Origin of the sequence: Colwellia chukchiensis (assembly GCF_002104455.1) — a bacterium.
Lineage (GTDB): Bacteria > Pseudomonadota > Gammaproteobacteria > Enterobacterales > Alteromonadaceae > Cognaticolwellia > Cognaticolwellia chukchiensis.
On sequence record NZ_NBOC01000010.1, the window covers coordinates 46,839 to 73,418 of the forward strand.

At 42.3% G+C, this 26,580-nt stretch carries 25 protein-coding genes; 9 read left to right on the forward strand and 16 right to left on the reverse strand.

Annotated elements, in window-relative coordinates; all coding sequences use genetic code 11:
• Positions 1-1,227, reverse strand: coding sequence for a signal recognition particle-docking protein FtsY (gene ftsY / locus B6K83_RS11885; RefSeq protein ID WP_085285147.1), 1,227 nt, complete (start codon positions 1,225-1,227; stop codon positions 1-3).
• Positions 1,228-1,402: 175 nt separating this feature from the next.
• On the opposite strand from ftsY, the gene rsmD reads away from it, so the two are divergent.
• Positions 1,403-2,008, forward strand: a complete 606-nt coding sequence (rsmD, locus tag B6K83_RS11890; protein WP_085285148.1) for a 16S rRNA (guanine(966)-N(2))-methyltransferase RsmD — start codon at positions 1,403-1,405, stop codon at positions 2,006-2,008.
• 115 nt (positions 2,009-2,123) lie between these two features.
• Here the strand turns inward: rsmD and speE are convergent, their stop codons facing one another.
• Both speE and B6K83_RS11900 read right to left on the reverse strand, forming a co-directional pair.
• On the reverse strand, positions 2,124-2,984 hold the full coding sequence (speE, locus tag B6K83_RS11895; protein WP_085285149.1) for a polyamine aminopropyltransferase: 861 nt from the start codon (positions 2,982-2,984) through the stop codon (positions 2,124-2,126).
• Positions 2,974-3,939 carry a hypothetical protein gene (locus tag B6K83_RS11900; protein ID WP_085285240.1) on the reverse strand — a complete coding sequence of 322 codons (966 nt, stop codon included), beginning with the start codon at positions 3,937-3,939 and terminating at the stop codon, positions 2,974-2,976. Before B6K83_RS11900 ends, speE begins: the two co-directional genes overlap by 11 nt.
• A gap of 266 nt (positions 3,940-4,205) precedes the next feature.
• Here B6K83_RS11900 and speB point away from each other — a divergent pair, with 266 nt between their 5' ends.
• From speB to B6K83_RS11915, 3 genes are all read left to right on the forward strand, one after another.
• The gene (gene speB, locus B6K83_RS11905) at positions 4,206-5,132 is read left to right on the forward strand and encodes an agmatinase (RefSeq protein WP_085285241.1); all 927 of its coding nucleotides are present in this window, start codon (positions 4,206-4,208) and stop codon (positions 5,130-5,132) included.
• 9 nt (positions 5,133-5,141) lie between these two features.
• The gene (gene speA, locus B6K83_RS11910; RefSeq protein ID WP_085285150.1) at positions 5,142-7,070 is read left to right on the forward strand and encodes a biosynthetic arginine decarboxylase; all 1,929 of its coding nucleotides are present in this window, start codon (positions 5,142-5,144) and stop codon (positions 7,068-7,070) included.
• 182 nt (positions 7,071-7,252) lie between these two features.
• On the forward strand, positions 7,253-9,310 hold the full coding sequence (locus B6K83_RS11915; RefSeq protein WP_158088351.1) for a TonB-dependent receptor: 2,058 nt from the start codon (positions 7,253-7,255) through the stop codon (positions 9,308-9,310).
• A 108-nt stretch (positions 9,311-9,418) separates the two neighbouring features.
• Here the strand turns inward: B6K83_RS11915 and B6K83_RS11920 are convergent, their stop codons facing one another.
• The 5 genes from B6K83_RS11920 to B6K83_RS11940 form a co-directional block, all read right to left on the reverse strand.
• Positions 9,419-9,949 (reverse strand): response regulator transcription factor, encoded by a 531-nt coding sequence (locus B6K83_RS11920; RefSeq protein WP_085285152.1) that lies wholly within the window; start codon positions 9,947-9,949, stop codon positions 9,419-9,421.
• On the reverse strand, positions 9,946-11,205 hold the full coding sequence (locus B6K83_RS11925; RefSeq protein ID WP_085285153.1) for a sensor histidine kinase: 1,260 nt from the start codon (positions 11,203-11,205) through the stop codon (positions 9,946-9,948). Before B6K83_RS11925 ends, B6K83_RS11920 begins: the two co-directional genes overlap by 4 nt.
• Before the next feature lie 21 nt (positions 11,206-11,226).
• Positions 11,227-11,838, reverse strand: coding sequence for a YjaG family protein (locus B6K83_RS11930; protein WP_085285154.1), 612 nt, complete (start codon positions 11,836-11,838; stop codon positions 11,227-11,229).
• Between the two features lie 122 nt (positions 11,839-11,960).
• Entirely contained in the window at positions 11,961-14,006 is a 2,046-nt protein-coding gene (locus tag B6K83_RS11935) for a coiled-coil domain-containing protein (RefSeq protein ID WP_085285155.1), read from the reverse strand.
• Between the two features lie 165 nt (positions 14,007-14,171).
• A complete protein-coding gene (locus tag B6K83_RS11940; RefSeq protein ID WP_085285156.1) occupies positions 14,172-14,936 on the reverse strand; it encodes a SapC family protein in 765 nt (254 codons plus the stop codon).
• Between the two features lie 195 nt (positions 14,937-15,131).
• On the opposite strand from B6K83_RS11940, the gene B6K83_RS11945 reads away from it, so the two are divergent.
• From B6K83_RS11945 to B6K83_RS11960, 4 genes are all read left to right on the forward strand, one after another.
• Positions 15,132-15,443 carry a hypothetical protein gene (locus B6K83_RS11945; protein ID WP_085285157.1) on the forward strand — a complete coding sequence of 104 codons (312 nt, stop codon included), beginning with the start codon at positions 15,132-15,134 and terminating at the stop codon, positions 15,441-15,443.
• A gap of 182 nt (positions 15,444-15,625) precedes the next feature.
• A complete protein-coding gene (locus B6K83_RS11950; protein WP_085285158.1) occupies positions 15,626-16,588 on the forward strand; it encodes a phospholipase A in 963 nt (320 codons plus the stop codon).
• Positions 16,589-16,630: 42 nt separating this feature from the next.
• Entirely contained in the window at positions 16,631-18,244 is a 1,614-nt protein-coding gene (locus tag B6K83_RS11955) for a diacylglycerol kinase family protein (RefSeq protein WP_085285159.1), read from the forward strand.
• Between the two features lie 111 nt (positions 18,245-18,355).
• Entirely contained in the window at positions 18,356-18,505 is a 150-nt protein-coding gene (locus B6K83_RS11960) for an entericidin A/B family lipoprotein (RefSeq protein ID WP_085285160.1), read from the forward strand.
• Between the two features lie 111 nt (positions 18,506-18,616).
• On the opposite strand, the gene B6K83_RS11965 is transcribed toward B6K83_RS11960, so the two are convergent.
• The 4 genes from B6K83_RS11965 to B6K83_RS11980 form a co-directional block, all read right to left on the reverse strand.
• Positions 18,617-19,933: a DUF2254 domain-containing protein gene (locus B6K83_RS11965; RefSeq protein ID WP_139175562.1), complete on the reverse strand. Its 1,317-nt coding sequence runs from the start codon at positions 19,931-19,933 to the stop codon at positions 18,617-18,619.
• A 175-nt stretch (positions 19,934-20,108) separates the two neighbouring features.
• Positions 20,109-20,633, reverse strand: a complete 525-nt coding sequence (locus tag B6K83_RS11970; RefSeq protein WP_085285162.1) for a CC0125/CC1285 family lipoprotein — start codon at positions 20,631-20,633, stop codon at positions 20,109-20,111.
• 2 nt (positions 20,634-20,635) lie between these two features.
• Positions 20,636-21,403 (reverse strand): anti-sigma factor family protein, encoded by a 768-nt coding sequence (locus B6K83_RS11975; protein ID WP_085285163.1) that lies wholly within the window; start codon positions 21,401-21,403, stop codon positions 20,636-20,638.
• Positions 21,400-21,891: an RNA polymerase sigma factor gene (locus tag B6K83_RS11980; RefSeq protein WP_085285164.1), complete on the reverse strand. Its 492-nt coding sequence runs from the start codon at positions 21,889-21,891 to the stop codon at positions 21,400-21,402. The genes B6K83_RS11975 and B6K83_RS11980 overlap by 4 nt, the downstream gene beginning before the upstream one ends.
• Before the next feature lie 123 nt (positions 21,892-22,014).
• Here B6K83_RS11980 and B6K83_RS11985 point away from each other — a divergent pair, with 123 nt between their 5' ends.
• Complete coding sequence (locus B6K83_RS11985; protein WP_085285165.1) at positions 22,015-23,355, forward strand: S8 family serine peptidase; 1,341 nt, start codon at positions 22,015-22,017, stop codon at positions 23,353-23,355.
• Here the strand turns inward: B6K83_RS11985 and B6K83_RS11990 are convergent.
• The 4 genes from B6K83_RS11990 to B6K83_RS12005 all read right to left on the reverse strand — a co-directional run bounded on the left by B6K83_RS11990 (position 23,352) and on the right by B6K83_RS12005 (position 26,255).
• Positions 23,352-24,275: a hypothetical protein gene (locus B6K83_RS11990; protein ID WP_085285166.1), complete on the reverse strand. Its 924-nt coding sequence runs from the start codon at positions 24,273-24,275 to the stop codon at positions 23,352-23,354. The two genes, B6K83_RS11985 and B6K83_RS11990, sit on opposite strands and share 4 nt — an antisense overlap.
• Before the next feature lie 60 nt (positions 24,276-24,335).
• Positions 24,336-25,412: a hypothetical protein gene (locus B6K83_RS11995; protein WP_085285167.1), complete on the reverse strand. Its 1,077-nt coding sequence runs from the start codon at positions 25,410-25,412 to the stop codon at positions 24,336-24,338.
• A 242-nt stretch (positions 25,413-25,654) separates the two neighbouring features.
• Positions 25,655-26,068, reverse strand: coding sequence for a hypothetical protein (locus B6K83_RS18680; RefSeq protein WP_158088352.1), 414 nt, complete (start codon positions 26,066-26,068; stop codon positions 25,655-25,657).
• 10 nt (positions 26,069-26,078) lie between these two features.
• Positions 26,079-26,255, reverse strand: a complete 177-nt coding sequence (locus B6K83_RS12005) for a DUF1328 domain-containing protein (protein ID WP_085285169.1) — start codon at positions 26,253-26,255, stop codon at positions 26,079-26,081.
• Between the last annotated feature and the right edge of the window lie 325 nt (positions 26,256-26,580).

Below are 26,580 nucleotides of genomic sequence, written 5' to 3' on the forward strand. Positions count from 1 at the left end.
TTATTTTGTTTGGCTATCTTGGCTAAACAAGGCGTCAATAAAATCGCTGCCATTAAAGGGGCGCAAATCATCAATACCTTCGCCAACACCTAAATAACGAATAGGAATAGCGTACTTATCTGCGACGGCAAATACAACACCACCTTTGGCCGTACCATCAAGTTTGGTGAGTGTTAGGCCTGTTAAACCAACCGCCTCATGGAAAAGTTTGGTTTGGCTTAAGGCATTTTGGCCGGTACCTGCATCTAGCGTCAGCATCACTTCATGGGGCGCATTGACATCAAGTTTTTTCATCACTCGCACTACTTTTTTCAATTCTTCCATCAAATGGGCTTTATTTTGTAGTCGTCCGGCAGTATCGGCAATAATAACATCAACCCCACGAGCTTTAGCGGCGCTGATGGCATCAAAAATAACGGAAGCGCTATCGGCACCGGTATGTTGTGCCACCACAGGAATATCATTACGTTCGCCCCACACTTGCAGTTGTTCAACGGCTGCAGCACGAAAGGTGTCACCGGCTGCCAACATTACCGACTTACCTTGGGCTTGAAACTGCTTCGCAAGCTTACCAATAGTCGTGGTTTTACCAACACCGTTGACACCTACCATTAAAATAACAAACGGACCGTCATCTGAGGCCAGTTCAAGCGGTTGACTAACCGGCGCGATGATTTTTTGCAGCTCTAGCTTTAATAATTCATACAAGGCTTCGGCATCTTTGAGTTGCCCGCGCGATGCCGACTCAGTTAACGAGTCAATAATTTTACTGGTGGTTTCAACGCCAACGTCGGCAAGCAAGAGATGGGTTTCAAGCTCTTCGAACAACTCATCATCAATTTTTTTGCCGCTAAATAAACTGAATAAACCACCGCCTAGGTTTTGCCGCGTTTTTGTTAAACCTTGCTTTAAGCGCGCAAAAAAGCCCACCTTGCTTGCTGGCTCTGGCTCTGGCTCTGGCTCTGGCTCTGGCTCTGGCTCTGGCTCTGGCTCTGGCTCTGGCTCTGGCTCTGCAGGCAATGGTTCATCGCTTAGCACCTCTTTGGCAACATCTTCTGCAACTAAAGTGCGCGCAGTTTCCGCCGCCTCAGTGTTGACTTGCTTGGCATCTGCTGTTGTTTGCTCTGCCTCAGTATGGGCATTTTCGTTAACATCTGCCGGCTCGCCAGCATCTTGTTGTTTTTTACCTAGACCTAACCAGGAAAACATACCTTTTTTCTTCGACATAAGTGTATTTACAATATTAATTTAATGGGTAAGTTTACTTTTAAAATCATTTGTCTAAGCTTGGTTATCATGACCAGCAGACATTAGAACAATTGGTATTCAGCAGTAAACAAGGATAAAATTGTCGCTATAGTAACACCTAACCTGCCGACAAAAAACAAAAGCTGTTTAAGATATGAGCAAAGTCAAAAAACAACAAGACAAAAACGCCCGCAAAGGCCAAATTCGTATCATTTCTGGTCAACACCGTGGCCGTAAATTACCGGTACTTTTGGCAGATGGCTTACGACCAACCACAGATCGTGTTAAAGAAACCGTTTTTAATTGGCTAATGCCATATATTCAAGACAGTAACTGTTTAGATTGTTTCGCTGGCTCGGGCAGTTTAGGCTTTGAAGCCCTATCACGCGGCGCCAGTGCAGTTACCTTAGTAGAACTAAATAAAGCAGCGGCGCAGCAATTAAAAAGCAATAAAAGTTTATTGCAAGCACAGCAAATGCAAGTTATTCAGCAAAATGCTTTAGCGTTTTTGCAACAAAACCAAGAACGGTTCTCGTTGGTGTTTCTCGACCCGCCATTTCGACAAGGATTAGCACAACAAAGCGCAGAGCTATTAGCAGCAAAAGGTTTAACTGACGATGCCTTGATCTATGTAGAAATGGAAGCAGATCACAATCAACAAGCCATGCCGAGCCATTGGCAATTGTTAAAAGAAAAAATAGCCGGGCAAGTGATTTACCGCCTTTATCAAAATAGCCAACAGCCTAAATGCACTATTTGACCTTGTCGATATGCGTATAACTAAATCACTACCTAGATCTGCTGTCTTGCTATATAAAAAGCCATAATTGTTGATAACAATTATGGCTTTTTATCAACTAGTTGGCAGCAAGGCGTTAACTATTATCAATTAAACCTGCTAAGCCCTTTTTGACAAAGTTTGGTAACGCAAAGGCGGCACTGTGTAACGCCTGATTATAATACTGAAAATCAAGGCCGCTGGCAGCAACGCGTGTTGCGTCAAAGTCAGCCACTGGGTGATATTGCTTGCTCGCAAACGTAAAGCTCCACAAGCCGCCTGGGTACGTTAAATTACTAAACGAGTATAAATAACTTTGCGGGAATACCGCATTCAAAACTTTTAATAGTGATTGCTGAATTTCCATGGCATACCATGATGATTCGCCTTGTGAGACCACAATGCCGTCAGCAGATAAGCAATTAAACACATCTTGGTAGAAGGCTTCGCCAAACAAAGGTTGCGCAGGACCAATTGGATCAGTGCTATCAACAATGATGACATCAAACTTTTCTGTTGTTTGTTTAACAAACTCAACACCATCACCAATAATGAGTTGCAGTTTTTCATGATCTAAGTCTTTGGCGGTTTGCGGAATATGTTGACGACAGGCCTCAACCACCATGGCATCAATTTCCACCATAGTGCATTTTTCCACACTCTGATGGCGCAGCACTTCACGGGCGGTACCACCGTCGCCACCACCAATAATTAACACATTTTTCGGCGCCGGATGAACAAATAGTGGCACATGCGTGATCATGTCATGGTAGGCAAATTCATCACGCTCGGTGACCATAACTAAGCCATCATTAAGCAACATTTTGCCATGGCCCTTTGTTTCAACAACATCTACCGTTTGAAAGTCACTTTTACCAGAAAAAAGCACTTTTTCTACTTTAAATTTTAACCCTAAAAAGTCTTCAAATTTTTCTTCTAGCCATAAATCAGAGTGCATGGTTTTCTCCTGCGATATCAAGCACGGCAGCGGGTGCAAAGGCTTGTTGCGGTAAAATATAGTTAGCAAAGCCAACCGTATAATTATTGGATAATTGCTCAGTAACTCGTGACTTGCTGACATAACTAGCCGGAATAAATTCCTCGGTTAAGTTAATAAAGTCAAAGTCATTAAAGCTCAATAAATCAAATGATTTTGGCGTTAATATAGTTAAAAACTTAGCCGCAAGTGCCCTTAAGTTGATATTAGACTCAACGCTAACATAGCTACTGTCCGCTTGCGGGGTAACATGAATAGTTAAGTACTGTTTGCCTTTTATGGCATTAACAGAGTAACCAAATGGGTCAAAAACAAAATCATCGAGCATAAAGTCGCCAATCAACTGATCGAGTTGTAAAAATTGGCGAATTTCTTCGGCCTTCAAGCCAACCGTGGTTAGCTTTTCAGACGCTTGCTGGCTAATTTGATAAGCCAGAAATTCATAAGTTTTATCGTCACTTTCAGCTTTAAAACTGCTATTGTCTTGATGAAAAATATAATTGTGGTGACTGTCTAGCTCACCAAAGCGATAGGCTTTACCTGAGACATATTGTGCAAGCAATTTAATATCATCACCAAAACTACTCGGCTGAGCATGAGCAAAATATTCATTTTTACGTTGATAAATTACCTGCTGTATTTTATCCATGCCTATTTGCTGAATAAAATATTCCACCGAGTGCACTAAACGGGTGTTACCACAGGTTAAAATTAAAAAACGGTCATGCCAAACAAATAAACTCGATTCTGACAGTAAAAATGCTTTACAGTCATGATTACGAATTGACGATAAAATTTGCGCATTGCAGCATTGTACCAATGCCTTCCAAAAATCATCATCAATATCATCAAGTAGTGAAAGTAATGGCGCTTTGATAATAACTTCCGCTTTTTTTTCTGAGCCTTCAAAAAACAAAAACATATCCTCAACGACATAGCAGCAAAAACTGCTAGTGTAATTACGTTGCCTAATTAATGGGCAAAAAAGTGCGCGTATTCTACAAAAAAAAAATTTAATTACAATAAAAAAATTAACTGTTTTGTTGCTGAAAAAATAATCTAAAGTTTTAGTAAAAAAACACTATACTTTCAGCAAATTTTCCGCATAATTGCGCTTTTTTTCCTGTCGGGTGCCGTTCACTAAGACAATGTAAAGTGAATCTAGCGCTGGGTGCTTTGCTAATGCAACGTAAAATTTCAGATATTCATATTCGCTTAAACCATGCCGAGCCAGCCTTTGAATGCTCACAGGCCAGTAGCGCAATTTATAGTCACAGTGTTCATTTAATCGGCTTTGAGTTTGATGGTACCGCGTGCTTTCGCAAGGGCACAAAAGATGGCCCCAATGCCTTACGCAAAGTTTCTGATGGCATAGAGTCATACTCGCCTTATTTAAACGCTGATCTTGAAGATATTGACTTTTATGATCTCGGTAATTTATCTACCGCTATAGTCGCAACTGGTAATGAGCAGCAAGACATTAACCAACAGTGGCAAAATGCCAGTGATGATTTTAAGCAACTATTTGATGGCTTAGATTTAGTAACTGAGCAAATTAAAGTGATCACCTTAGGGGGTGAGCATTCTATTTCTTACGCTCCCATTACCAGCTATTTAGCGCAATATCACGACTTGGTGGTTATTCATTTAGACGCACACGCCGATTTGCGCGATGGTTATTTAGGTTTTCATCATTCTCATGCCGCCATTATCCGTCGTGTGCATGAGCATTTTGGTCCAGACCAGCAACTGATCCAATACGGTATTCGCTCGGGCACCAAAGCAGAATATCAATGGATGCAAGCACACAAGACCTTAAAAAGCTCTCGGGCTGAATTTTTGCAAGCTGTGGCGGCTATCGACGATCAACGAGCAATCTATCTAACCTTAGATCTTGACTATTTTGACCCAAGCTTTTTTCCCGGTACTGGTACGCCTGAGCCAGGTGGTGAAGATTTTCACTCTTTTGTCAGCTTATGCAAAATATTACAAACCAAGAATTTTGTCGGTTGTGATGTGGTGGAGCTTGCGCCAAATATTGATAGCACAGGTAACAGTGACGTTTTTGCCGCCAAAGTTGTGCGTGAATTAATATTGTCGATGAAGTAGGATTTGAACGTGAAAAAAACAGCTGACACTTGGTCAATTAACGAGGCCAAAAACATATATGGTATTAGTCGGTGGGGCAACGGCTATTTTGATATTGGCGACAGTGGTGATATTCATGTGATACCACGTCATGATCAACCAAATTTAAAAATTAACTTAGCCGAAGTGGTGGAAGACATCGCAAGCGCCGGTATACAGTTTCCGGCCGTGGTGCGCTTTCATGATATTTTACGTTCGCAAGTAGAATTACTGAATACCACGTTTCGACAAACCATTGCCGAAGCAAATTATCAAGGCCAGTATTTCGGCGTATTTCCAGTTAAAGTGAATCAAATGCGTGAAGTGATTGAAGAGATCGTTGACGCCGGTAGCAGCTTTAACTATGGCTTAGAGGCAGGTTCAAAGCCTGAATTGATCGCCGCCTTAGCCTATAACACCAATAAAGATTCCCTGACCATTTTAAATGGTTACAAAGACGAAGAGTACTTACGTCTGGCGCTGCTTGGTTTAAAAATTGAACGTAACATCATCATTGTTATTGAAAAGTTCAGTGAACTGACCACCTTAATCGCCTTATCAAAAGAGCTCGGCATTAAGCCTGTTATCGGCATCCGCGTGAAAATGATGGTAAAAGGTCGAGGCAAATGGGAACACTCCAGTGGTGAGCGGGCTAAATTTGGCCTAAGCATGACAGAAATTCTCAATGCCATTAGCTTGTTAAAAGCAGAAGACTTGATTGATTGCGTGAAACTGCTGCATTTTCATATTGGTAGCCAATTAACTGATATTCGTGCCATCAAGGAAGCGGTTCAAGAAGCATCATTGATCTACTGCCAATTGATCAAACAAGCGGTGCCGCTTGAGTATGTTGATGTTGGCGGCGGCTTGGCGGTTGACTATGATGGCTCACAATCTACTAATGACTCGTCCTGTAATTATAACTTGGCCGAATATGTGGCTGATATTGTTTATGGTTTTGGACAAAACTGTCAGCTGGCAGGCGTGCCACAGCCTCACTTAGTCAGTGAAAGTGGCCGAGCGATCACTGCCCATCATTCTTGTGTTATCACTAAGGTGATTGGCGAAATTCGCCCAGGTAATACTGATTATGCCACTGAGCCTGCCCAAGGCGAGCATATTATAGTTACTAACATTCGTGCCTTAGCAGACGAACTTGCCGCGCCGAATAAGGGCACTAATCTGCAAGAGATATTTAATGATGTTGAACAGTTAAAATCACAAGCTATGCAAGCCTTTAATTTAGGCATTTTATCGTTAGATGAACTGGCAAAAGTAGAAACCCTGTATTGGCGCATCCTTAACCATATTGAAACGCAATTACAGCAAAGTGACTATATACCAGAAGAGCTGAATGCGATTTCCGCGCTTTTATCGTCACAGTATTTAGCGAACTTTTCCGTGTTTCAATCTGCTGCTGATTCTTGGGCTATCGATCAAGTTTTACCTGTTATGCCGATCTCGCGCTTAAACGAAAAGCCGACAAAGTTATGCAGCTTAGTGGATATTACCTGTGATAGCGACGGCAAAATTGATAAGTTTATTGGCGATGACGAGGTGGCTGCGCACTTGCCCTTACACAGCTTAAACGAGAACCAAGATTACTTTATCAGTATCTTTTTAACCGGCGCCTATCAAGATGTAATGGGGGATATGCATAACCTTTTTGGTCGTGTTAACGAAGTACATATTTTTAGTGACGACGATGACCCGAAAGATTTTTATATTGAAGAAGTGGTTAAAGGCTCATCAATAGAAAATGTCTTATCCACTATGCAATACACGCCAGCCATTATGGCGCAAATGGTGAAAAAGGAAATTGATAAGCAAATCGCCGCGGGTAACTTAAAACCGCGCGAAGGGGTTAATCTGATCGACTTTTACGATAATTGCCTGCTAAGTTACACCTATTTGAATTAATTTTTCCTGCCTAAAAAGCTCAGCTATTGGTTAGCTGAGCTAGTGCATTTTAGCGCCTGTTGATCTAGGTCAAATGCCACTGCGACATAATGTCGCACTCTGTTGATAGCATTTTGTTTTTACAAAATATATCAGTAAAAATTGCCCTGTTAGCCCATTACGCTTACTCAACAGGATGCAACATGCAGTGCTCTAAAATTTCCCGTACCCTTGCCATTATTTTTTCCGTTACCACGACACAAGCTTTCGCTGATGATCTTGCGACCAACAGCATAGAAGTGATCACCATTGCCGCGCCGAATATTGCCCAATCAGATAGTGCCTTCGCCGAAGGCAACTTGATCATGCCCGATGTGGCCGATTGGTTAAAAACCGTACCGGGCGCCAATATCAATAAAAATGGCCCGATTACCGGCATCGCACAATACCGTGGTATGTTTGCCGATCGCGTGGCAAAAAATATTGCCGGTCAGCACATTGTCAGTGCCGGCCCGAACGCCATGGATGCACCACTGACCTACATTAACCCGATTATGGTGCAGTCAGTGGAGGTGTATCGTGGCATTGCCCCAGTTAGCGCGGGTATTGACACCTTAGGTGGGGCAATAAAAGTCAATTTAAAAAATGCTGAAGTTGACACTGGTGCACGCCTAGCGGGCGACTTGGCGTTAAGCTTTAACGAGCTAAACGATGCAAGCACCTTTGCCGGTGATATTAATATCAATAACAAACACAACGCTGCGTTACTCTATTTAACCGAGCAAAATGGTAACAACTACCAAGATGGCGCAGGGCGAACCATTGCCGCCACGCAATATAATAAACAACAATACGGTGGCGACTTACGCCATCAGCAAAGCAACTGGCAAATAGGCTTTAGCTGGCATCATGCCAAAACAGAAGACGCTGGCACACCAGCATTGCCGATGGATATCGATTTTATCGATTCAGATCGTTACCGACTCGACGGTGCATTTCAGCTCAGTGGTTGGCAATTACGTTGGCAGCTTGGCTATCAAGACGCGGTTCATGGCATGGACAATTTTAGCCAACGCAACAATAACCATAGTGGCCAATATCGTTATAACACCACAGATGCAAAAAGTCGTGACTATAAATTTTTGCTCAGCCAAGCTGACTGGTTATTTGGCCTTGAAAGCTATAACGCCACCCATAATGCTGTCATCACTAACCCTGAAAATATGATGTTTACAATTAATAACTTTAATCAGGTAAAAAACCAGCGCAACTCGGTATTTGTTGAATGGACACCAAGTCATGGTCAGTTTTCACATACCTTAGGGCTACGCATCAAAGATAATCGCGCCGATGCCGCGCAAGTTGCACATAGCATGGCGATGATGAACCCCAATATTAAGGCGTTGCGAGATGAGTTTAATGGCGCGAAACGAAATGTCTCAGACACCACCTTTGATTTGGCATTAAACAGCGAATATCAATGGCATAACAACTTAGCGTTAAACTATGCACTGGCGATTAAACAACGTGCGCCCAGCTATCAAGAGCGTTATTTATGGTTGCCTATGCAAGCAACTGGCGGCTTAGCTGATGGCAAAACCTATGTCGGGAATATTCATTTGCGCCATGAAAGCGCCTATCAAGTCAATGTTGGGCTTGCCTACGAGCAAGCTGGCTTTACCGTGGCACCACAAGTTTTTTATCAGCAAATTCATGATTATATTCAAGGCACGCCGGCGACTGATATGCGCGTCAAAATGGTTGCTAGCATGATGGCAGATAACAGCCCACTGACCTTTACCAATATCGACGCCACGTTATACGGCATGGATATGAATTGGCATTATCGCCTAGATAATGGTTTTAGCCTTTCCGGCATTGTTAGCTATGTTAAAGGTAAGCGCGACGACACTAATGATGATTTATACCGTATTTCACCACTCAATAGCCGGATCAATTTACATTATCACCAGCAAAACTGGCAAAGCAACTTAGCCATTCATGCTTATGCCGCACAGCGTCATGTCTCGACCCTTAATAATGAACAAGCAACCGCAGGTTATGCGGTGATAGATTGGCAAGTTGATTACTTTGTTAGCAGTGGCTTAGTGTTACGATTGGGCGCCAACAATTTATTAGATAGACACTATAGTGATCACTTAGGTGGCGTTAATCGGGTCAAAGGCAGTGAACTTGCCATTGGCGAAAAAATCACAGCCATGGGCAGAAATATTTATTTGGCCATAGATTACCAGTTTTAACAACGATGTTCGCTGGTATCACTCGGCCAGCTTAACTATTTTGTTGTTAGATAATCATATAACTTACAATCGCATTAGCGTTTAAGTGGTATGACTATAAAACCAGTATCATTTTGATACTGGTTTTTTTTGTAATTTTCTTTGCAGTGTTCGTCGGTGCATGCCCAGTTGACGCGCAGTCTCAGATACATTACCAGCATTGCTGTTTAGTACCTGATTAATATGCTCCCACTCAACCCGCTCAGCAGACATAATTTCGCTATCAAGACTTGGCACTTTTTGCGCTACTGGGGCGCTACCTAAGGCCGTAAGCAGCATTTGGGTATTCACCGGCTTTGCTAAATAGTCATCAGCGCCTAAGCGCATTGCTTGCACCGCCGTAGCCACACTGGCAAAGCCGGTCAGTAAAACAATTTTTACCTTAGGCAAACTAGCCCTGATCGGCTTAATCAGTAATAAACCATTATCCTTAGCAAGTTTCATATCCAGTAAAATACAATCCGGCTTTTGCTGTAAGCAGGCATGTAAAGCCTGATCGGCTTGGTGTACTTGCTGGCAATGAAAACCATGCTTAGTCATGCGCCTTGCTAAGGTAGTGGCAAAGGCAACGTCGTCTTCAATGATCAGGAGTTTTTTCATGCTGTTATTACCTTATTATCTGCCAATAACGGCAGTGTCACCGAAGCAATACAACCTTGCTCGCTATGATTAGCTAAGGTTAATTTACCGCCTAAGCGTTGAAATGTCGCGTTAGACAAAAGTACCGCCATGCCTAAACCTGATTCACTTTGCACTAAGTTTTCACCTAATACTGCACCTGGTCTTGGCTGGCTATTGGCGTTAATTCCTGCGCCATAGTCGCGCAACTGTAATAACACAGCATTCGGTTGCTGTTGTACGGTCAAACTTAAATGGCTTTGCTGATTTTCTTGATTGGCACGAATGGCGTTTTGCACTAAATTTAGTAAGGCGGGTAATAACATAGCATCTGCGGCTAACTTGGCCTTGATCGGCTGTGGCTGCATGATCTCAAGCTTTTGCTCAGGAAAATGAAAGTGAATTTGATCTTGTAATTGTTCAATTAATTCACTGACCGAAAGCTGACTTTTTTTGTTTTCTCGAATCGAGGTCGCTAACGAGCGAAAATATCCGAGCTGCTCACGACATGCCGCTAAGGGCTGTGCCATGGCCTTTATTGCTTCATGATCGGGATAGTCTTCCGCAAGTTCTTCATATAATAATTGAATATTTGCCAGTGGCGTTGCCACTTGGTGGGTCACTTGTGCCGAAGCCACCCCAAGTGCTAATAGTTGTTCGCTTTTTAGCTGCTCTTCTCGCTGCAGCGCGATAGCTCTTTCTCTGTGGGTAATAATACGCGCCATCGCACCGACCACAAAAGTCACCACCAGCACAGACAGTAAGAAATTTGCCCACATACCAATGAAGTGGTTACTCATATCCATGTGATGCATACTGTGCTCTGGCATGGTCAGCAGCAAAATACTGTACGATGCGATGGCAGAGCTCGAGATAAACAGTAAATAACTGGCGGGCAAGCTGACTGCGGCAATGACAATAGGCAACAACAGCAAAGAAACAAAAGCGTTGGTCGCACCACCACTGAGTGACAATAAAACGGTTAAAAAAACCACATCGGCTAGCAACTGAAAAACAATCGCGCTATTGCCAGCCTCACGTTGCCTAAATAGCCAAATACTAAAAATATGAAAGATACTTTCAACCGCAATGACCGCCATTAGCGGCAGTAATGCGATTTGTAATGACATGACAAAATAGACAATCAGTACTGTTAATAGCTGGATCACGATAGCTAGGCTACGGAGCAAAAACAGCCGTTGAATGATCGGCATGGCGTAGTAGTTAACAAAAGACATAAGGGTTTTAAAACATAGCGATCAGGCGCTAATTTCTATCCCCAAATTTGATAAGCCTTCTTCCAGCACCATAGCTTTGGCCTGCAAACAACTGGCTTTGTTTTCGCGGGCCTGTTTTATAAAGTCGAACAATTCATTTTGGGTGGCAACTTCCCATTGCATTAACGGGTGCTGTGCGATTTGTTGTGGTGAAATAATCACTTCATCATGGTGGTTATTATCGTCAATGGCTTGTGCTAAGCTCAACTCGACATAATAGCTGACACTATTTTCCGACAATTTACTGACATTAGCGAAAGCGTCATCACTGGGCTCTTGCATAGCTTGTAATAACGACATTAGCGCCATGGCACAATCAAGCGCGGGAAATACACCAAAAAAATCAAAATCTTCAGGGTTAGGCACTTCTGCTTCTAGTTTAGTCAGTTGCGCTTGGTAATTAATTTTGCACCGGTTGGCTTTATCTAGCCATTGCCAAATTAAATCCAGTTGATTTCGCAACACTTTTACATTACCAAAGTCAGCATGCTCGGCAAATAGTTGATAATTCGGTAACATGCGCTCAAGTAGCGCGGCAGAAAAAGCCACTTGTTGCCATATACTTAGCTTGTTGAGGGGTAAATGAATTGCCACGTTTAATCTCGGATCTGATAATAAAAAATATCTGGCAATTATATACCTAAAATCGTGTTAAGTGTCAGTATCTCTGCTGGTTACTCTGATATATCGCCAAAAATAATATCAATATTTTTACGTTATTTTTCTGCTTTGGTTAATTGTTTTTGCGCATACTCAAAACGCAAGCGATACTCAGTCAGTTTATCTTCAAGCACCGTAACCTGGTGCTCTAACTTATTATTTAACTCATGGTTTTCATCACGCAGGTATTTAATGGTTTCCCGCGCCTTATTATATTCCGCCTCTTGTTTATCTTTATTTTCTTGATGCCATTGTCGACTCTTGGCGGTTGCCTCATGGGCAGCCGCTAAGTCGTTCTCTAATTGGCTGAGTTCTATCTGTTTATCACTTAACTGTTGCGTTAGGTTTTCCGTATTAGTCATAGCTTTGCTGTGTTCTTGCTCGAGATTAACCAGCGTATCTTTGACTTGTGTTAACTCCGTGGTCTGGCGAGATAAGTTTTCTGATAATTCAGCATGGCGCTTATCCGCCTGTTGTTGCTGTTTTGCCAGCGCCTTATCTTTATCCGCAATACGCTGTTGATGCTCAGCCTCGGCATTTTGCTGACTTTGATTTTGCTGTGCCAGTGTTGTTTGAAATTGCGCTTGTTCTTTTTCAATTTGTTGCCGCAAACGCGCCATTTCTTCACTTTGTGCTTGGTTTTGCTGTTGTAATTTGTTGATACTCGCTTGGGCATTTTGATGCGCTGCCACCACATCAGCAAGCTCGATGTTCAAAGCGTTAATCTCTGCTGCTTGTTGGCTTTGCGCTTTTTCAGCTGCTTGTTCTAAGTGCTTTAACGCGTCACTATGGGCTTGATTTTGCTGCTGCAATTGCGCGATATTCTCTTGCGCTGCATTATGCGCCGCTACCTCGTCTGCTAACTCTGCAGTTAAGGTCGTTATTTGCTGTGATTGTTGCGCTTGTGTTTGCTCAAATTGCGCTGTGTTTTTACTTAGTGAGGCTTGGAGTTGTGTTTTTTCTGCGCTCAAGCTGGCAATTGTTGCTTGCTGCTGTTGAGTTTCTACCGTTAGACTTGATAGTGAGTCTTGGGTTTGTGCTTGTTGCTTCTTCATTGCGGCCAACGCTTCATTCGCTTTTGCCATTTCCGCGGCAAGTTTTTGTTGTTCGCGTTCTAGCTCACGTTTTTGCGTCATTAATTGCTCATTATCCGCGTTAACTTGTGTAATTTCTTCGGCGCTTGCTGTTTGTGTTTGCTGCCATTTTTTTTCTAATTGTTGTTTTTCATGGTCGTGCTCTTGCTTGGCAACTTGCGCATTACTCTCAACTTTAGCCAAAGTTTGCTCAACATGATGCAGTTTTTCTTTAAGCTCGTTATTTTCACGCTCAACGTTAAGTGTGCTTTCTTTTTGTTGTTGTAACGCTAGTTGCTCATTTTTTAATTGCACTTGCAATGCTTTATTTTGTGCTTCTAACTCAATGAGTTGCTGCTGCTCATGGCTTGATTTTTCTTTACCAGCTAATATTTTTTGCTCTTGTTCAGCTTTTAAATACTCTAGCTCACTGGACACTTGTTCATACTTGAGCTGCAACTCCGAATGCTGTTGATTTTGTACACTTAATGTAGCGGCTTTGGCTTTATCGTTTTTAAGTAAAGATTGATGTTCAACTTCTAGGGCTTTTAACTGCTCAGTTAAGTGGGTTACTTCAGCCTGCTGCGCCTTTAATTGTTGTTGATGTTCAATGTTTTCTTGTGTTAATTTCGCCGTTTCAGCGGCTAATACCGAGCTTTCGGTAAGCTGTTCTTTTAACTCTAATTCAGAGTCGGTTAATTTCGCATGATTCAGCTTTTCAGCATTGAGTAAATCGGTTTGTAATTGCGTTATTTGTGCTTGCTGGTTTTCTCTTTCTGCTTCAAGCTTAGCGAGCTGATTAGTGAATTCTTTTGCTTGTTGTTCAGCTTGCTGTTGCTGGTTTTGTTGCTGTTTTTCTAAGGCAATAAACGTAGGGTGGTGGGTAATAACGTCAGCGCTAATTTCCATATTATCACTGTAGTGACTGAGCAGTGCAGTAATTTTATCTTCAATTTGTAAATAAATATCGCCGGCTAAGTTTTGAATATTTTCTTCAATATCAATGGGTAACTTTTTCTGTTCGGTCATGTGGTATACATCCTTAACCCTAGATCAATTAAAAATCTGCAACCAAATCTTCCTAGCAGAGGTTTAGTTTTTATTTAGTATTAAACATAAAGCTTTAAAAAGATAAGTTCAACTCAAAAAAAAGGGCCAAACGGCCCTTTTATTAACAATCAGCTTATTTAACGATTATTTTTCTTCGTCAACTGTCACCGGAGAAAAGCGAATCGCGTTCACTTTCGCGGTTGACTCGCTTAAGTTTCGTAATTGCGCTAAGCGATTAATTTGTCCTGCCGAACCTAACATAGCGTGGATCGGGATAAATAAGCCGCGCTTATGAAAATCAAGCACTTGCTCATCGCTTAACGCTTGTACTTTTTTCTCATCGATACCGTATAAGCCGATCAGCTTTTTGGTTTCACCTGACGCTAAGTTAATATGTAACTCAAGCTCTAAGAGTAAGTCATTGTCGACTAACTCTTTAATGAACTTTTCATTCATCACTTCATTGTCATATAACCGCCCTAAAGAGTCTTGAACATTTTTACTAAACTCAGTGTCGTTACCTTCTTCGTCAAACAAGGCATGTTCTTTATCTTCACCAACAAACTTGCTGTCTAAATCAATGCAGGCTGTTAAGGTTTTTTCTTTATCTGGATCAACACCCAATGAAAATGGTGCCATTGAAATGCTTTGTGGAATATACACTGCATTCCACGAACCTTCTTTGTGATAAAGGTTTTCACCCGCCTCTAAACCTAACATAACCACACTGCGGTAGCGCTCTGAACCTTGGTCTTTTACAATAATAACGGGGTAGCTAGTAGCCGCTTGTGAGTATTCTGGCGCTGTGATTGGGGCTATATGCTGATTGGCAACGTGCGATAAGTCACGTTGTGCCGCTACTTTGATGTTTTGGTGCTTTTCTTTTCTAATTGGAGTGATGTTAGCCATTAATAATTTCTCTTGTTTACTGCGTCTTTAATCATTGTCGTTTTTAGACACTTTTTTATTGTTAATAACAGTTATGGAGACACTCGCCATGGCTTTCAATGGTATACTGACAAAATATCGCAAGATTTTACGATTTAGCATCATAATTTTTGCCAGCAACAATATTTAAGTACCTTTAAAACAATAGGTTAAGTTATGAAAATCAAGTCTGCTTTTTATATTTTTTTCCTCCTTTTTAGTCCCGCATCGACGGCATTACCCAAATTTACCTTAATATTTGGTGAGTCTAAGCAAGGCTTTACGCAGGTAAAAATTAAAAATGAAACCTTAACCGCACTGGCTTGTTTTGTCGCTATTGATGGCTATCAAAAGAAATTTCAATTGCGAGCAAAATCAACTTCTGATTGGATCACCAGTACTGATAGCCGCTTTAACTACCAACACTTTAAAACTTGGTGTGATTATCTGGACCTAAACCCAAACTATCGACTTTACCCGCTTTATTAATTACAAAGATAAATCTGATACTCGTTCGCCACTATGAAACCTTTGTTATTACTAATCACGTCATAGACAATGGCGAGCACGATTTGTTATTTTAAAAAGAGTCCACTAGTATGGCTACCAACTGGCAAGTGGCTTTTAGACCTTAACCCCGCCACTCGACTCAATATATCTAGAGAATTAAAATGGATTTAAAAGCACTATGTTTAGCTAACGCTGCGCACAACATTTTAAGCACACGTTTTCATCAATTATTACTGCTAATAGCGGCTTTATTATTAAGCTTTAATCTACATGCACAACAGAACAATACGGAAACAAAACCGACATCACGCGTATCAACATCAATACTAGATGAGCGGGTTGAGTCTGTGGCGCAAGCGGTAACCAACCCATTTGCATTGTCACAACATAGGTTAAATTACTTATTACCCTTTAGTTATGTCAGTGACCCAAACACGATTAATGCCGTGGGATTAAATACCGAAAATGTTGATCACCTTGAGGCAAAATATCAAATTAGCGTTAAGCTGCCTATTTACCAACCCAAGTTAAACGCTTCTGGCTTATATTTTGGCTTTACCGCGGTATCGTTTTGGCAAGTTTATAATAGTGAAGTTTCTAAACCTTTTAGAGAAACTAATTACGAGCCTGAGCTATTTTATGCTTGGCATAATGATTTAACATTTGCTGGCTTTAAGTTTAATCAAACCCGTTTCGGCTTTAGTCATCAATCCAATGGTCAAAGTGGCTTGCGTTCGCGCAGTTGGAACCGTATTTACGCCTCAGCAATATTTAGCGATAAACATTCGTTTTATCATATTAAGGCCTGGTATCGCATCAAAGAAGATGAGAAAAGTGACCCGTTTGACTCTGCTGGTGATGACAACCCTGATATCACTCATTTCTTAGGCCATGTCGAGTTTGGTTATGGTACAAAATTGGGTAAGTTTAATATTATGGCGCTACTGAGAAACAATCTAAAAACAAGCGATAACAAAGGTAGCATAGAGCTAAACTTGTCTTACCCGATCAATAAGCGATACGATGTTTTACTGCAATATTTTACCGGCTATGGTGACTCGCTTATTGACTATAATCGCCAACAGCAACGTATTGGCTTAGGTTTGCAGCTTAAATTTATATAGTCATTAACAAGCCACTAAATAATAGCGGTAGGGGGGTGATTAATGTTTATGGTGAAGTACTATCTTATCGGTGCGATTCTCGCATTTGCTGGCGTGCTATTAAGTAACACCCTATTTTCGCAACTCATTTTTGCTTGGTTAGGGTTTTCGCTAGCCTTAGTCAGTTTAGCTTATATTTTTGATTTACCTTGGATTTTCAGAAAAAAACAAAACGGTAGTATTCCCGTCTACATTCGTTGGCTGTTTATTCCTTTTTTACTTGGTACCCAGTTATACAATGCATGGGCGAGAAAGCACGACAAGGTGCCGGCCTTGCAAAAAATTGATGACAAGCTCTTTCTGGCTTGTCGATTATTTCCTTCCGATATTGCCAACTTAGAAGCCGAGGGTATCACAGCAATATTAGATGTAACGGCGGAATTTGATGGTCTAGACTGGAGTGCTGAAAGCCAACAACTTAATTACCTTAATTTACCAGTATTAGATCATAAAAGTCCTGCCGCTAAACAGCTTACACAAGCCATACACTGGATAGAAAACCAATTACTAAACTCCAACGCTGTGGTGGTGCATTGTGCGTTAGGCCGTGGTCGCTCAGTGTTGGTTATGGCGGCATACTTATTAAGCAAAGATAAGTCGCTAACCGTGGCCCAAGCGCTAGAAAAAATTCAAGGTATTCGAGCAACTGCAGGCCTCAATAAAACACAATTATCGGCATTAAGCGGTTTTCATCAAGCGGGTACATTAACGCTAACGCCCAGTATTTGGTTAATTGCTAATCCCGTGTCAGGTGGTGGCAAGTGGCCGGCGAATAAAGCGGAAGTTTTGCAACGTTTATCGACACATTTTGTATTGCGTATTTTAGAAACCAGTGCACAAACCTCAGCACAAACATTAACCCAACAAGCGATTGCAGAGGGTGCCAAAACCATTATTGCCTGTGGTGGTGATGGTACGCTAACCGAAGTGGCCAATGAAATCGTACAAACCGATATCACTATGGGTATATTACCCATGGGCACTGCCAATGCACTGGCACATGTATTGTTTGGCTTTCATACTAAGCTGATCCCAGTTGGCGTAGCATGTGATGCTATTATTGCTGGCAAAACAACAAAAGTTGACAGTGCAAAGTGCAATGGCAACTTGCTATTGTTATTAGCGGGTTTAGGCTTTGAAAATGAAATGATCAGCCGTGCCAATCGTGCCGAAAAAGATGATGGTGGCCAATTCGCCTACTTACAAGCGTTATGGCAAGCAATGAATCGCAATGAAGTATTACGCTTACAAGTTCAGTTTGATGACCAAGCAAGTAAAACCATTGACACCACAAGCCTCGTTATTGCCAATGCCGCGCCATTTACCACGGTATTAGCCCAAGGTGGTGGCGAGCCCAATATTAAAGATGGCTTACTTGATATTACTTGGTTGCCACCGCAAAAAAATATAAGCAGTAATATGCTCAGCTTGGCTGAATTAGCCTTATCAGGTTTAACACCGCAGGCAAAACCACTACAAAGCGAGCATACAAACGCAAAAAAAGTACAAATAAGCGCTGCTCATAAACTTGACTATGTTATTGATGGTGAGGTGTTTTCTGCCAGCAAATTAAGCATAGAAATACTGCCTAAGTCATTAAACATTTTGGTTAACTAGCACGGTAATATAAAAGCGATTATGGGTTTTTGCGCTGCTAGGCTACTGCTATAATACTTGCCGCTGCTGACACTTTAATATGTTATTTTTACGCTATACAAGGAACTAAAAATGAATGCTAAACGCTACTACGCACAGTTAAAGTCGCTTTTTATCCTAATATTGTTATCTGCTACCTTAGGCGCTTGTGCGACCGTGGAAGGCGCTGGCAAAGATCTAGAAAAAGCCGGTCAAGCGATCCAAGATGCGGTTAATAATTGATATTAACGTTTAAACAAACCTAATAATTGGGCCAGTATCCTTTGCATGCTGGCCTGTTCAGTTTTACTCATTCACCGCAAGTAGCCTGTGGTTACTTCGCTTGGCAACAAGCTAGCGCGACTGCGTGTAATGGCTAATACGCTTAATGCGTCTGACTAACTGCTCACGATCACACTCGCTGATCGACTGCTCAAGTTGTTGCTGCTGGATCATCTCGGTTTGCGTATTAACAAAATTAACTTGTTCTGATGACTTTGCTTGTGTTGCCAGTGCGTATAAGCAATCTAACATTCTAATAGTCACGGCTAAATTTCCTTGACCTTGTTGCCTGATTTGATCAAACGCTGCGGTTGCAATGCTGCTAAACGCCAGTCTTTTATTAATGACGCGTAACTGCTGCTCAACAAAAATATGAGTTGGCGGAAAATCTTTGTCGGTTAAAGTGCATAATACAGCGGTTAGTTTATCAATGCAGGTGATGGCAGTGTAGGGGTCGTTAATGCCGGGCGATAGCGCACGCAAGGCAATTTCAACCAATTGATGTACGGCAAACTCAGGATCTTGTACCGGTGTTCTAAAAGCACCTAAGACAATATGTTGAGTAATATCCTCTGCTAGCGTTTGCTGCATATCATGCTTGGCATAAACAGTAGCAACAACGGCATTTTCCACGATAAAGTTACCCGCTAAATAGTGCAACTCAATAATACACTTTGACTCTGTCGCCAACTCAAGTAAACATTTTTGATCTATCAGTTGCAGATAGCCACTGACGGGAGCAAGGACCTGATGTTGCGTCAAGTCTTGCTTTTGCTGTGCTGAAAATTGCTCAGCGTGGCTCTTTGCCTCGCCTGATGTTTTAGGAAACAAGGCAGTAATATGCTTTTGTAGCTCACAAAATACACCATCAATCACCACATCAGCCTGAATTGAAGTTGCGACATGATGAATAAAAAAAATTAAAATCCAAATACTGAAACAGGTCAGGGCGATGGCAAGCGCAACCGAAATGCCAGGTTTAAAAGCAAATGGCGCTTGAAAGCTCAAAGCGCAGAACAACAAAATACAAAATACAAATGTCGCAATAAAGCTTCCTAAAACAAATTGCGTGGCTTTGTCCATCATAAAGTTGCGCATTAAACGTGGACCAAATTGTGAAGAAGCTAGCGTTAATGTCACAATTGTAATAGAAAACGCGATACTGGTAACTGTGATCATCGCCGCAGCAATAGTCGCTAATAAAGAGCGGACTGCGCTGACATCTGTTTGATATAAAATAGAAAAAACGCTTTTGACGTCTAGCGGTTGCATGACATCAATATAAATACTAACCGCCGCCAGAAACAGCGAAAATATCATCATTAAACTTGGAATAAACCAAAAACTCGCTTGGGTTTTTTCGATTAATGGCGCCAATTTGTTATTCATTTTTTTTCCTAACGCTATCGTATTTAACGGCTCGCCTAACAAATACTGCTGCTTTATAAAATAGTAGTTTATTTTCACGCTATGGCTTAGCTTAAGCACTAAAAAAGCCTTTAATCAAAAACGACTAAAGGCTTTTACAGCTGCTGTTATGGTACTATTGGCGACCCAAAAGCCGTTACTTAGCCTGAGCATTCAGCTTTTGAGATAAGTGTTCAATCACATCAAGCGCACTATAGCTCGACTCATTTGGCTTCATCCCTTTGCCGAGACGAATTTCTAAAATACTGTGTACTTCTTTACGGTTACTGCCGCTCGTCAAGGTAACACCAATCTCATTGGCTGGCCGGCGGTGTGTTTCACAGCTTAACAAACCACAATGACGCTCTATACGTTGTTGGTGCGACAAGCCAATAGCCGAGGCAGGTTCAACTTTTTTTGACTCGACAAAGGTTTCTTTGCTCGTAACAACAAACCAGTCATAGCCTTGTTGCTGAGTCAGTTCTGCAGATCTTAATAAGGCATAATCAGCCGCATCAGCAACACTCGTTGAAATACTTTTAAACTGTACTCGAAACCTGTCTTCAGTAATTTTTTGCTCACTATAGCCAACAGAGCCATTAGCTGCTGGGCGATACGCAGGCTTAGATGCACATGCCGTTAGTAAAAACGCTATTAATATGATGGTTGTAAAGTTTCTCATGATTATTCCCCTTGATTGTGTTGCGTGTTTTGCCAATTATTATTAATGGCATGCTGTTCTTGTGTTCTATCCATGACCTCACCGCTGATCAGAGTATCGATAACATCATCAAGTTGGCCGTTATGCGACGCGGTGCGATATGCGTTGTTATCAGGTAAAGCAATAGCTTTTGACGCCTTCAATTGCCATTGCTCACCTTCTTTACAGGCAATATTAATACTGGCAGATTGCTCATTCTGGTGTTGAAACTGTCGGCAATAATGACCGCCATGATCGGTAAAACTTAAATTCGCCACGATACTCACGCCTGTTGCTGTGCTTGAAGTTGTGCCACTGGGGGTTTGCTCTAAAGCTTGTATCACACCAGCACTCAGTAAGCTTGGTTGCTGTGATTGCATTAAAGTTACGGTGCCAACACCAAATACCATGGCTATCCCCGCAGCTAGCGCGACGTGTTTTTGTAGGTGCTTAGTGACATTTCGCCAGTGTGATAAACGCACCACATTATTTGCGCTGCTTGTCGGCTCAGTAACTTGAGCACTGGCTACTTGACGATCAACCGCTTGAGCTAAGTGCACTAGTTGCGTTGGTATTGGCGTCTGATCTATGACTGCAGCATGTTCTGCAACCCATTGATCTGCTTGGGCTAAGTCGGCTAAGCGCATCACTAACTCATCATCTGTTTCTAGCGCAAGGCGCACTATTTCCATGTCTTCTTCACTCAGCTCAGCATCGATAAACCCGCTTAACATTTCATCACTGATGTTCATAATTCTGCTCCTATTTGCTGAGGCTTGATCAAGGTTAATAGTGTACTTCGTGCCCTTGATAATCGACTCATCACCGTCCCTAATGGAATTTCCATCGATCTTGCCACGTCTTTATAAGACATCCCTTGTACTGCCACTAAGGCGAGAATAGCCCGTTGTTCGTCTGGTAACTGACTCATGGCTTGATTGACCTGTAACAACAGCTCTTTTTGTTCAAAATTTGACGACTCATCAATACTTTGCTGCTCTTGTAACTCAGGTTTACGCGTAGCATTTTGCCTCACTTTTTGTGCGCGATACTCATCAATCCAGACATTTCGGCACACCTTAAACGCCCATTTCGTAACCTCTACGCCAGTCGGCACAGGTTTTGTTAACATTTTTTCTAGGCTGGTTTGCACTAAGTCATCGGCGTCAGCGCTATTTCCCGTTAACGAGTAGGCAAAGCGTCTAAGCATTGGTAGTATATTTTCAATGGTCTGATTCATGTTTTTTACTCCTCTTACTAAAGAAGACGTTTGTAAAAAAAATTTATTCCATAAAAAAGGAAATTTATTTTCACTTGAAACGTTTTATAAACCACATACTTATATTTTAGGCTTTAGGTTAACATGAAATTATTAGCGTTAACGACGGTATTACTTTGCTCCGTCAGTACATTAATACCCGCCCAGCAACTAACCACAGGCAAGATGCTAGGACAAATCAATGCGATTACAGAAAGCACAAGCAATATTATCCCCACCCATACTCGGCCAATAGCACTACCACCTTTTGCACTTAGCACATTACCTGATGTAAACAGTGTTAGCACTGAACCCCTAACTGCACTACCGAAATCATTAGCGATAACCAACAGTGCTGGGCAAGCGCTATGGTTAGATGTCGAAGTTGAACAAGGCTGGCGTGCGGTACAAGGGCAATGGCTATTATTAGCAGACGATGACAGCAAAAAGCGCTTAATAAGTCATGGCGCTCAAATACTGAGTGAGTCTCATTATACAGGCTTAGGGCTTGCCTTATTACGGTTTCAGGTGCCAACCGCATTAGACTCAAAATCTGCTTTAAGCAAGCTTTTATCAACACAAGCCATGCAAAGTTTAGCAAGAAACCATATTTATCAAGCACAAAGCCAGGCTAATGCACCACAAGATAGTCCGCACTTTAATGCACCATTAAGCACTACAAGCCAAGCCCATATTTGCCAGTCACCAGTAACAGTGGGCATAGTCGACAGTGCTGTCGATACTGAGCATGCCGCACTTAGCCACGCCGACATAACCAAAAAATCATTCTTACCTAACACCTTAACTGCATCACTACACCACGGCACCGTTATCGCTAGCTTACTCGTTGGCAACAGCCAACACCTGACCCCCTTATTGCCTGCAGCTAAAGTTTATGCTGCGCAGGTGTTTTATCAACAGTCAGACTATGCCCAAGGGGCAACCTTATCAGCCATTATTTCTGGGCTTAACTGGCTGTTAGAGCAAAACATAAAAGTGATCAACATGAGTTTAACGGGCCCTGAAAATGACATATTACAGCGGGTATTAAATGCTGCTATTGCCAAAGGCGCTTGGGTTATTGCCGCCGCCGGTAATGAAGGTCCGGCGGCGCCGGCTATGTATCCTGCGGCATATCAAGGTGTCATTGCCGTGAGCGCAATAGATCAACAGCAGAAGCCTTATCGCTGGTCTAATCGCGGCGATTATATTGATTACGCAGCATTAGGGGTCAATGTTGCTACCGCCCAAAGTGGTGGTGAGTTAGGACGAGAATCTGGGACGTCAATCGCGGCTCCTGTGGTTACGGCTACTATCGCTTGTTTAAAAGCGACACATGGAGACAATAAAAAAGCCCTTAAAGCGGCCTTAAATCAATTAGCCATTGATCTTGGACCGCAAGGTAAGGACCCCATTTATGGTATTGGCGCGATATTACGGCGCTAGAATTTTGCTTTAATAGCTAGAGAGGACTTGGTTTGACTGTAGGTTTGGCTATCCAGTTGTGAACGGTAGTCGCCATATTCAAGTTGGCTTTCCAATGCTAAGTAGCGATTAAATGCTAACTGCCATTGTGCTTGAAAAACATGTTGATGCTCATCACGACTCGACATCTGCTGATTTGACAGTTGCTCATGACTTACCGACTGAAAGTCTTTCGACTGAAAACGCCAAGCTAGCGCTGCAGTTTGCGCGAAACCCAAGGCGGTAAACTTTTGCGAAAACTTGGTATTTACGCCGTAGCTATAATGACTAAACTGTGGATCGACAGCGTTTTCTTTATCAGCACTAACCGCCAACATAAACATAGTCTTACCGTCGTTAATAAAGTGAAATAACGAAGCATTAGCCCCATAAGCATCAGCATCACGGTCGGTTACATGTGCAAATTGTTTACGTTTAACTTTAGCACTTGTGCGCAAAAACGTGCTCGGTTGTAAATAAGTTCCTAAATACATACTGGCTTGTTGAAAAGTTAAAAAGCGCTCGCCGGCTAATATTGCTTTTGCGCCATCATAGCGCAGCCCAAGCGCTTTTTGCTGCCATTTATAGCTCGCATCAACACTTACCTGATGCAACGAAAGGTCAAAGGCATCAAATTCGTTATAGTCTTGTGCTTGAAAGCGGTACGATGTTGAAATTTTCGCTTGCTCGTTAACCTGCCATACGCCGGCTACTGCCGCGTTTTTTTCAATACCACTATCGGCTTGTGAGCTCACTTCATCTAACTCATCAATACTCAAAGCTGAGTTACTTATCACACCGATGGAAACTTCACCATTAAATGTAACGGGCGCTGTTGTGGTAACTGCCGCCAGTAACGGCATAGAAAATAAAGCCCCGACACTTGCCATAATATACTTCATGTTAATCACCTCAAAAATATAAAAAGCGCCAGTTCAACTGGCGCATTTAGCTGCGCAATATTACAAGCCAACGGCTAAATCATTTGCTAATGTGCTAGCAACTTCAGCAGCAGTAGCCGCCGCTAGTTCAGCGCTTACTTGCTCGCTTACTAAGCTATTAACTTGTTGATTAACATTGTTTGTTACTGCCATCTCAGCGCTTGAGGCGATTGCGTGATTCACATTGGCCGTCACCGTTTGTTCAAGTGCTTGTGTGGTTTGCGCCGCAGCATCTAATGTCACTGCCTTGGTGGCATTGCTGGTAACCTGCTGCGCAACTTGAGTACTGAGTGCAGCACTATTTTCTAACGTTGAGCTCAAGGCCAAGTTTGCCACGGTATTGTTTGCTAAAGCATCTGTGCTCGGCAGGCTTGATTGTGGCTCAGCTGCCGCATCGGTTTGCGCTAAGCTGGGTAAATCAACACGAGTAACTTGACTCAGAGCTGTTGCTACAGTCGTGCTCGCCGCAGAGCTAATATTGCTATCCTCACCAACGCCGGCGGAAAGCTGACTGAGTTGTTGACTATTACTGGCGATCGTATGCGCGCTTGAGTTGTTATCAAGGGCATTATCTGTTTCGGCCGACGTTGACTCGCTTGCAACATCTTTGCTCGATGCAGCCGGCGCTTGCAATGTCGTCAATGCGACGTTTGTCGTTTCGTTAACCGACGTCGCGAGCTGCGATGTCTGCGCCAATGCTGTGGTGGTGTTTGCGGTTATAGCCAAAGCAGCATTTGCACCTGTTGTTGCGTTACTAGCTAAGGCACTGACAAGTTGAACATTTTTATCAAGTGTTTGTGAAGTGGCAATTGCTGGTGCCGTTTTTGACGTCGCTTGCTCTGCATCATCTGGAGCCGATTCCGTGCTTGTTGAGTCACTCTTGCTGGCAGTAAGTTGTGAGTTACTATTCACCGATGTTGAAGCTTGTGCTTGCGCTGATGCTGAGCTGTCAGCATTGTTTGTTTGTGCTGACGCATTCGCTTGCTGATTAACTTGCGTGCTATGTTTGACTTCAACGTCGCTCGCGTGTGCAATCGCGCCCCAACAACTCATGCCACTTAATACTAATACTTGTGCAATTTTATTTAATTTAGTCATGTTTGCTTCCTCTGATGTCTATTTACGTTAATGACACTGAGATAACGGGTGACGCCGGGGGTTTATTCCCAAAATAAATAAAAAAACAGCACTAAAAAAATATACTAATTATATTTCAGCAACTTAAACCAAGCCTTAATCAAGCAGCAAAGCTATTGCAGGCAGAACAATAACCGAAAAATCTAAAAACTAGCCATAAAAAAAGGCCTTGGCAGGCCTTTTTCATGAAAAGCGACTATAAATTAACAGTCTTTATCCTTGGCACCGGCGCTTGCTTTAGCTTTTTCACAAGCATCTTCAATGGCATTACCAGCATCGGTTTTCATATCACTTAATTTATCGCCGGCGGTATCCTTGAACTCCCCTAGCTTATCAGCGGCAGACTCTTTCATTGCACCAAGCTTATCGCCGGCAGATTCCTTCATTTCACCGAGTTTTTCGCCGGCGGCTTCTTTCATCTCGCCAACTTTTTCACCCGCAGCTTCAAGGGCGTTGCTCGCTTCTTCTTTCATGACACCGACTTTATCACCGGCTTTTTCTACCATTTTGTCAACTTTTTCCCCTGTGCTTTCTGGCTCTTTATCGCTGCATGCGCTTAAGCCAAACATGGCCGTTGAGATTATTAGTACGCTTGATAGTTTTTTCATAAATGTCATGTGTTTTTCCCTATAGTTTTGGTGATTTTCCACGCAATGCATTGGCAATTAACGAAACAACCAACAACACAACGAAAATAAAAAAGATAATTTTAGCTATACCAGCGGCAGCACCGGCAATACCACTAAAGCCTAATATTGCCGCAATTAAGGCAACAATTAAAAAGACTAGCGCCCAACGTAACATAATCAGCTCCTCTGTGTATTTAAAAAGCAGTTCCTACTATAGGTTAGTCGTTATTTATGCTAACAACAAAAAAGATACGCAACTAATGATGGCTAGGTGCAATAGCGACACTTGAGGCGAGCAGCAATATTGCCGGAATTTTGCTGCGGCTTGGCGATAAACATTGCGCTGCGCCACTAAGTACCGAGTAGTCGCCGCACTCAACACTGCTCTGTTGACCAAGAAAACTTGAAGGCTAAAACGTCAATGCGCTATAAATAACAGCCACTTACAGCACGCTATATGTTCACGCTTGCAATCGTCAATTAAGCATCATGGTCACTGT

Excerpts from the sequence above, each read along its gene's own strand:
- B6K83_RS11970 (WP_085285162.1), bottom strand. The coding sequence starts at position 20,633 with ATGAGAAACTTTACAACCATCATATTAATAGCGTTTTTACTAACGGCA.
- B6K83_RS11950 (WP_085285158.1), top strand. The coding sequence starts at position 15,626 with ATGGATTTAAAAGCACTATGTTTAGCTAACGCTGCGCACAACATTTTA.
- B6K83_RS11940 (WP_085285156.1), bottom strand. The coding sequence starts at position 14,936 with ATGGCTAACATCACTCCAATTAGAAAAGAAAAGCACCAAAACATCAAA.
- B6K83_RS12005 (WP_085285169.1), bottom strand. The coding sequence starts at position 26,255 with ATGTTACGTTGGGCGCTAGTCTTTTTAATTGTTGCCTTAATTGCGGCA.
- B6K83_RS18680 (WP_158088352.1), bottom strand. The coding sequence starts at position 26,068 with ATGACATTTATGAAAAAACTATCAAGCGTACTAATAATCTCAACGGCC.
- B6K83_RS11990 (WP_085285166.1), bottom strand. The coding sequence starts at position 24,275 with ATGAAGTATATTATGGCAAGTGTCGGGGCTTTATTTTCTATGCCGTTA.
- B6K83_RS11925 (WP_085285153.1), bottom strand. The coding sequence starts at position 11,205 with ATGTCTTTTGTTAACTACTACGCCATGCCGATCATTCAACGGCTGTTT.
- B6K83_RS11945 (WP_085285157.1), top strand. The coding sequence starts at position 15,132 with ATGAAAATCAAGTCTGCTTTTTATATTTTTTTCCTCCTTTTTAGTCCC.
- B6K83_RS11995 (WP_085285167.1), bottom strand. The coding sequence starts at position 25,412 with ATGACTAAATTAAATAAAATTGCACAAGTATTAGTATTAAGTGGCATG.
- B6K83_RS11985 (WP_085285165.1), top strand. The coding sequence starts at position 22,015 with ATGAAATTATTAGCGTTAACGACGGTATTACTTTGCTCCGTCAGTACA.
- B6K83_RS11920 (WP_085285152.1), bottom strand. The coding sequence starts at position 9,949 with ATGAAAAAACTCCTGATCATTGAAGACGACGTTGCCTTTGCCACTACC.
- B6K83_RS11965 (WP_139175562.1), bottom strand. The coding sequence starts at position 19,933 with ATGAATAACAAATTGGCGCCATTAATCGAAAAAACCCAAGCGAGTTTT.
- B6K83_RS11955 (WP_085285159.1), top strand. The coding sequence starts at position 16,631 with ATGTTTATGGTGAAGTACTATCTTATCGGTGCGATTCTCGCATTTGCT.
- B6K83_RS11975 (WP_085285163.1), bottom strand. The coding sequence starts at position 21,403 with ATGAACATCAGTGATGAAATGTTAAGCGGGTTTATCGATGCTGAGCTG.
- B6K83_RS11915 (WP_158088351.1), top strand. The coding sequence starts at position 7,253 with ATGCAGTGCTCTAAAATTTCCCGTACCCTTGCCATTATTTTTTCCGTT.
- B6K83_RS11960 (WP_085285160.1), top strand. The coding sequence starts at position 18,356 with ATGAATGCTAAACGCTACTACGCACAGTTAAAGTCGCTTTTTATCCTA.
- B6K83_RS11980 (WP_085285164.1), bottom strand. The coding sequence starts at position 21,891 with ATGAATCAGACCATTGAAAATATACTACCAATGCTTAGACGCTTTGCC.
- B6K83_RS11935 (WP_085285155.1), bottom strand. The coding sequence starts at position 14,006 with ATGACCGAACAGAAAAAGTTACCCATTGATATTGAAGAAAATATTCAA.
- speB (WP_085285241.1), top strand. The coding sequence starts at position 4,206 with ATGCAACGTAAAATTTCAGATATTCATATTCGCTTAAACCATGCCGAG.
- rsmD (WP_085285148.1), top strand. The coding sequence starts at position 1,403 with ATGAGCAAAGTCAAAAAACAACAAGACAAAAACGCCCGCAAAGGCCAA.
- speE (WP_085285149.1), bottom strand. The coding sequence starts at position 2,984 with ATGCACTCTGATTTATGGCTAGAAGAAAAATTTGAAGACTTTTTAGGG.
- ftsY (WP_085285147.1), bottom strand. The coding sequence starts at position 1,227 with ATGTCGAAGAAAAAAGGTATGTTTTCCTGGTTAGGTCTAGGTAAAAAA.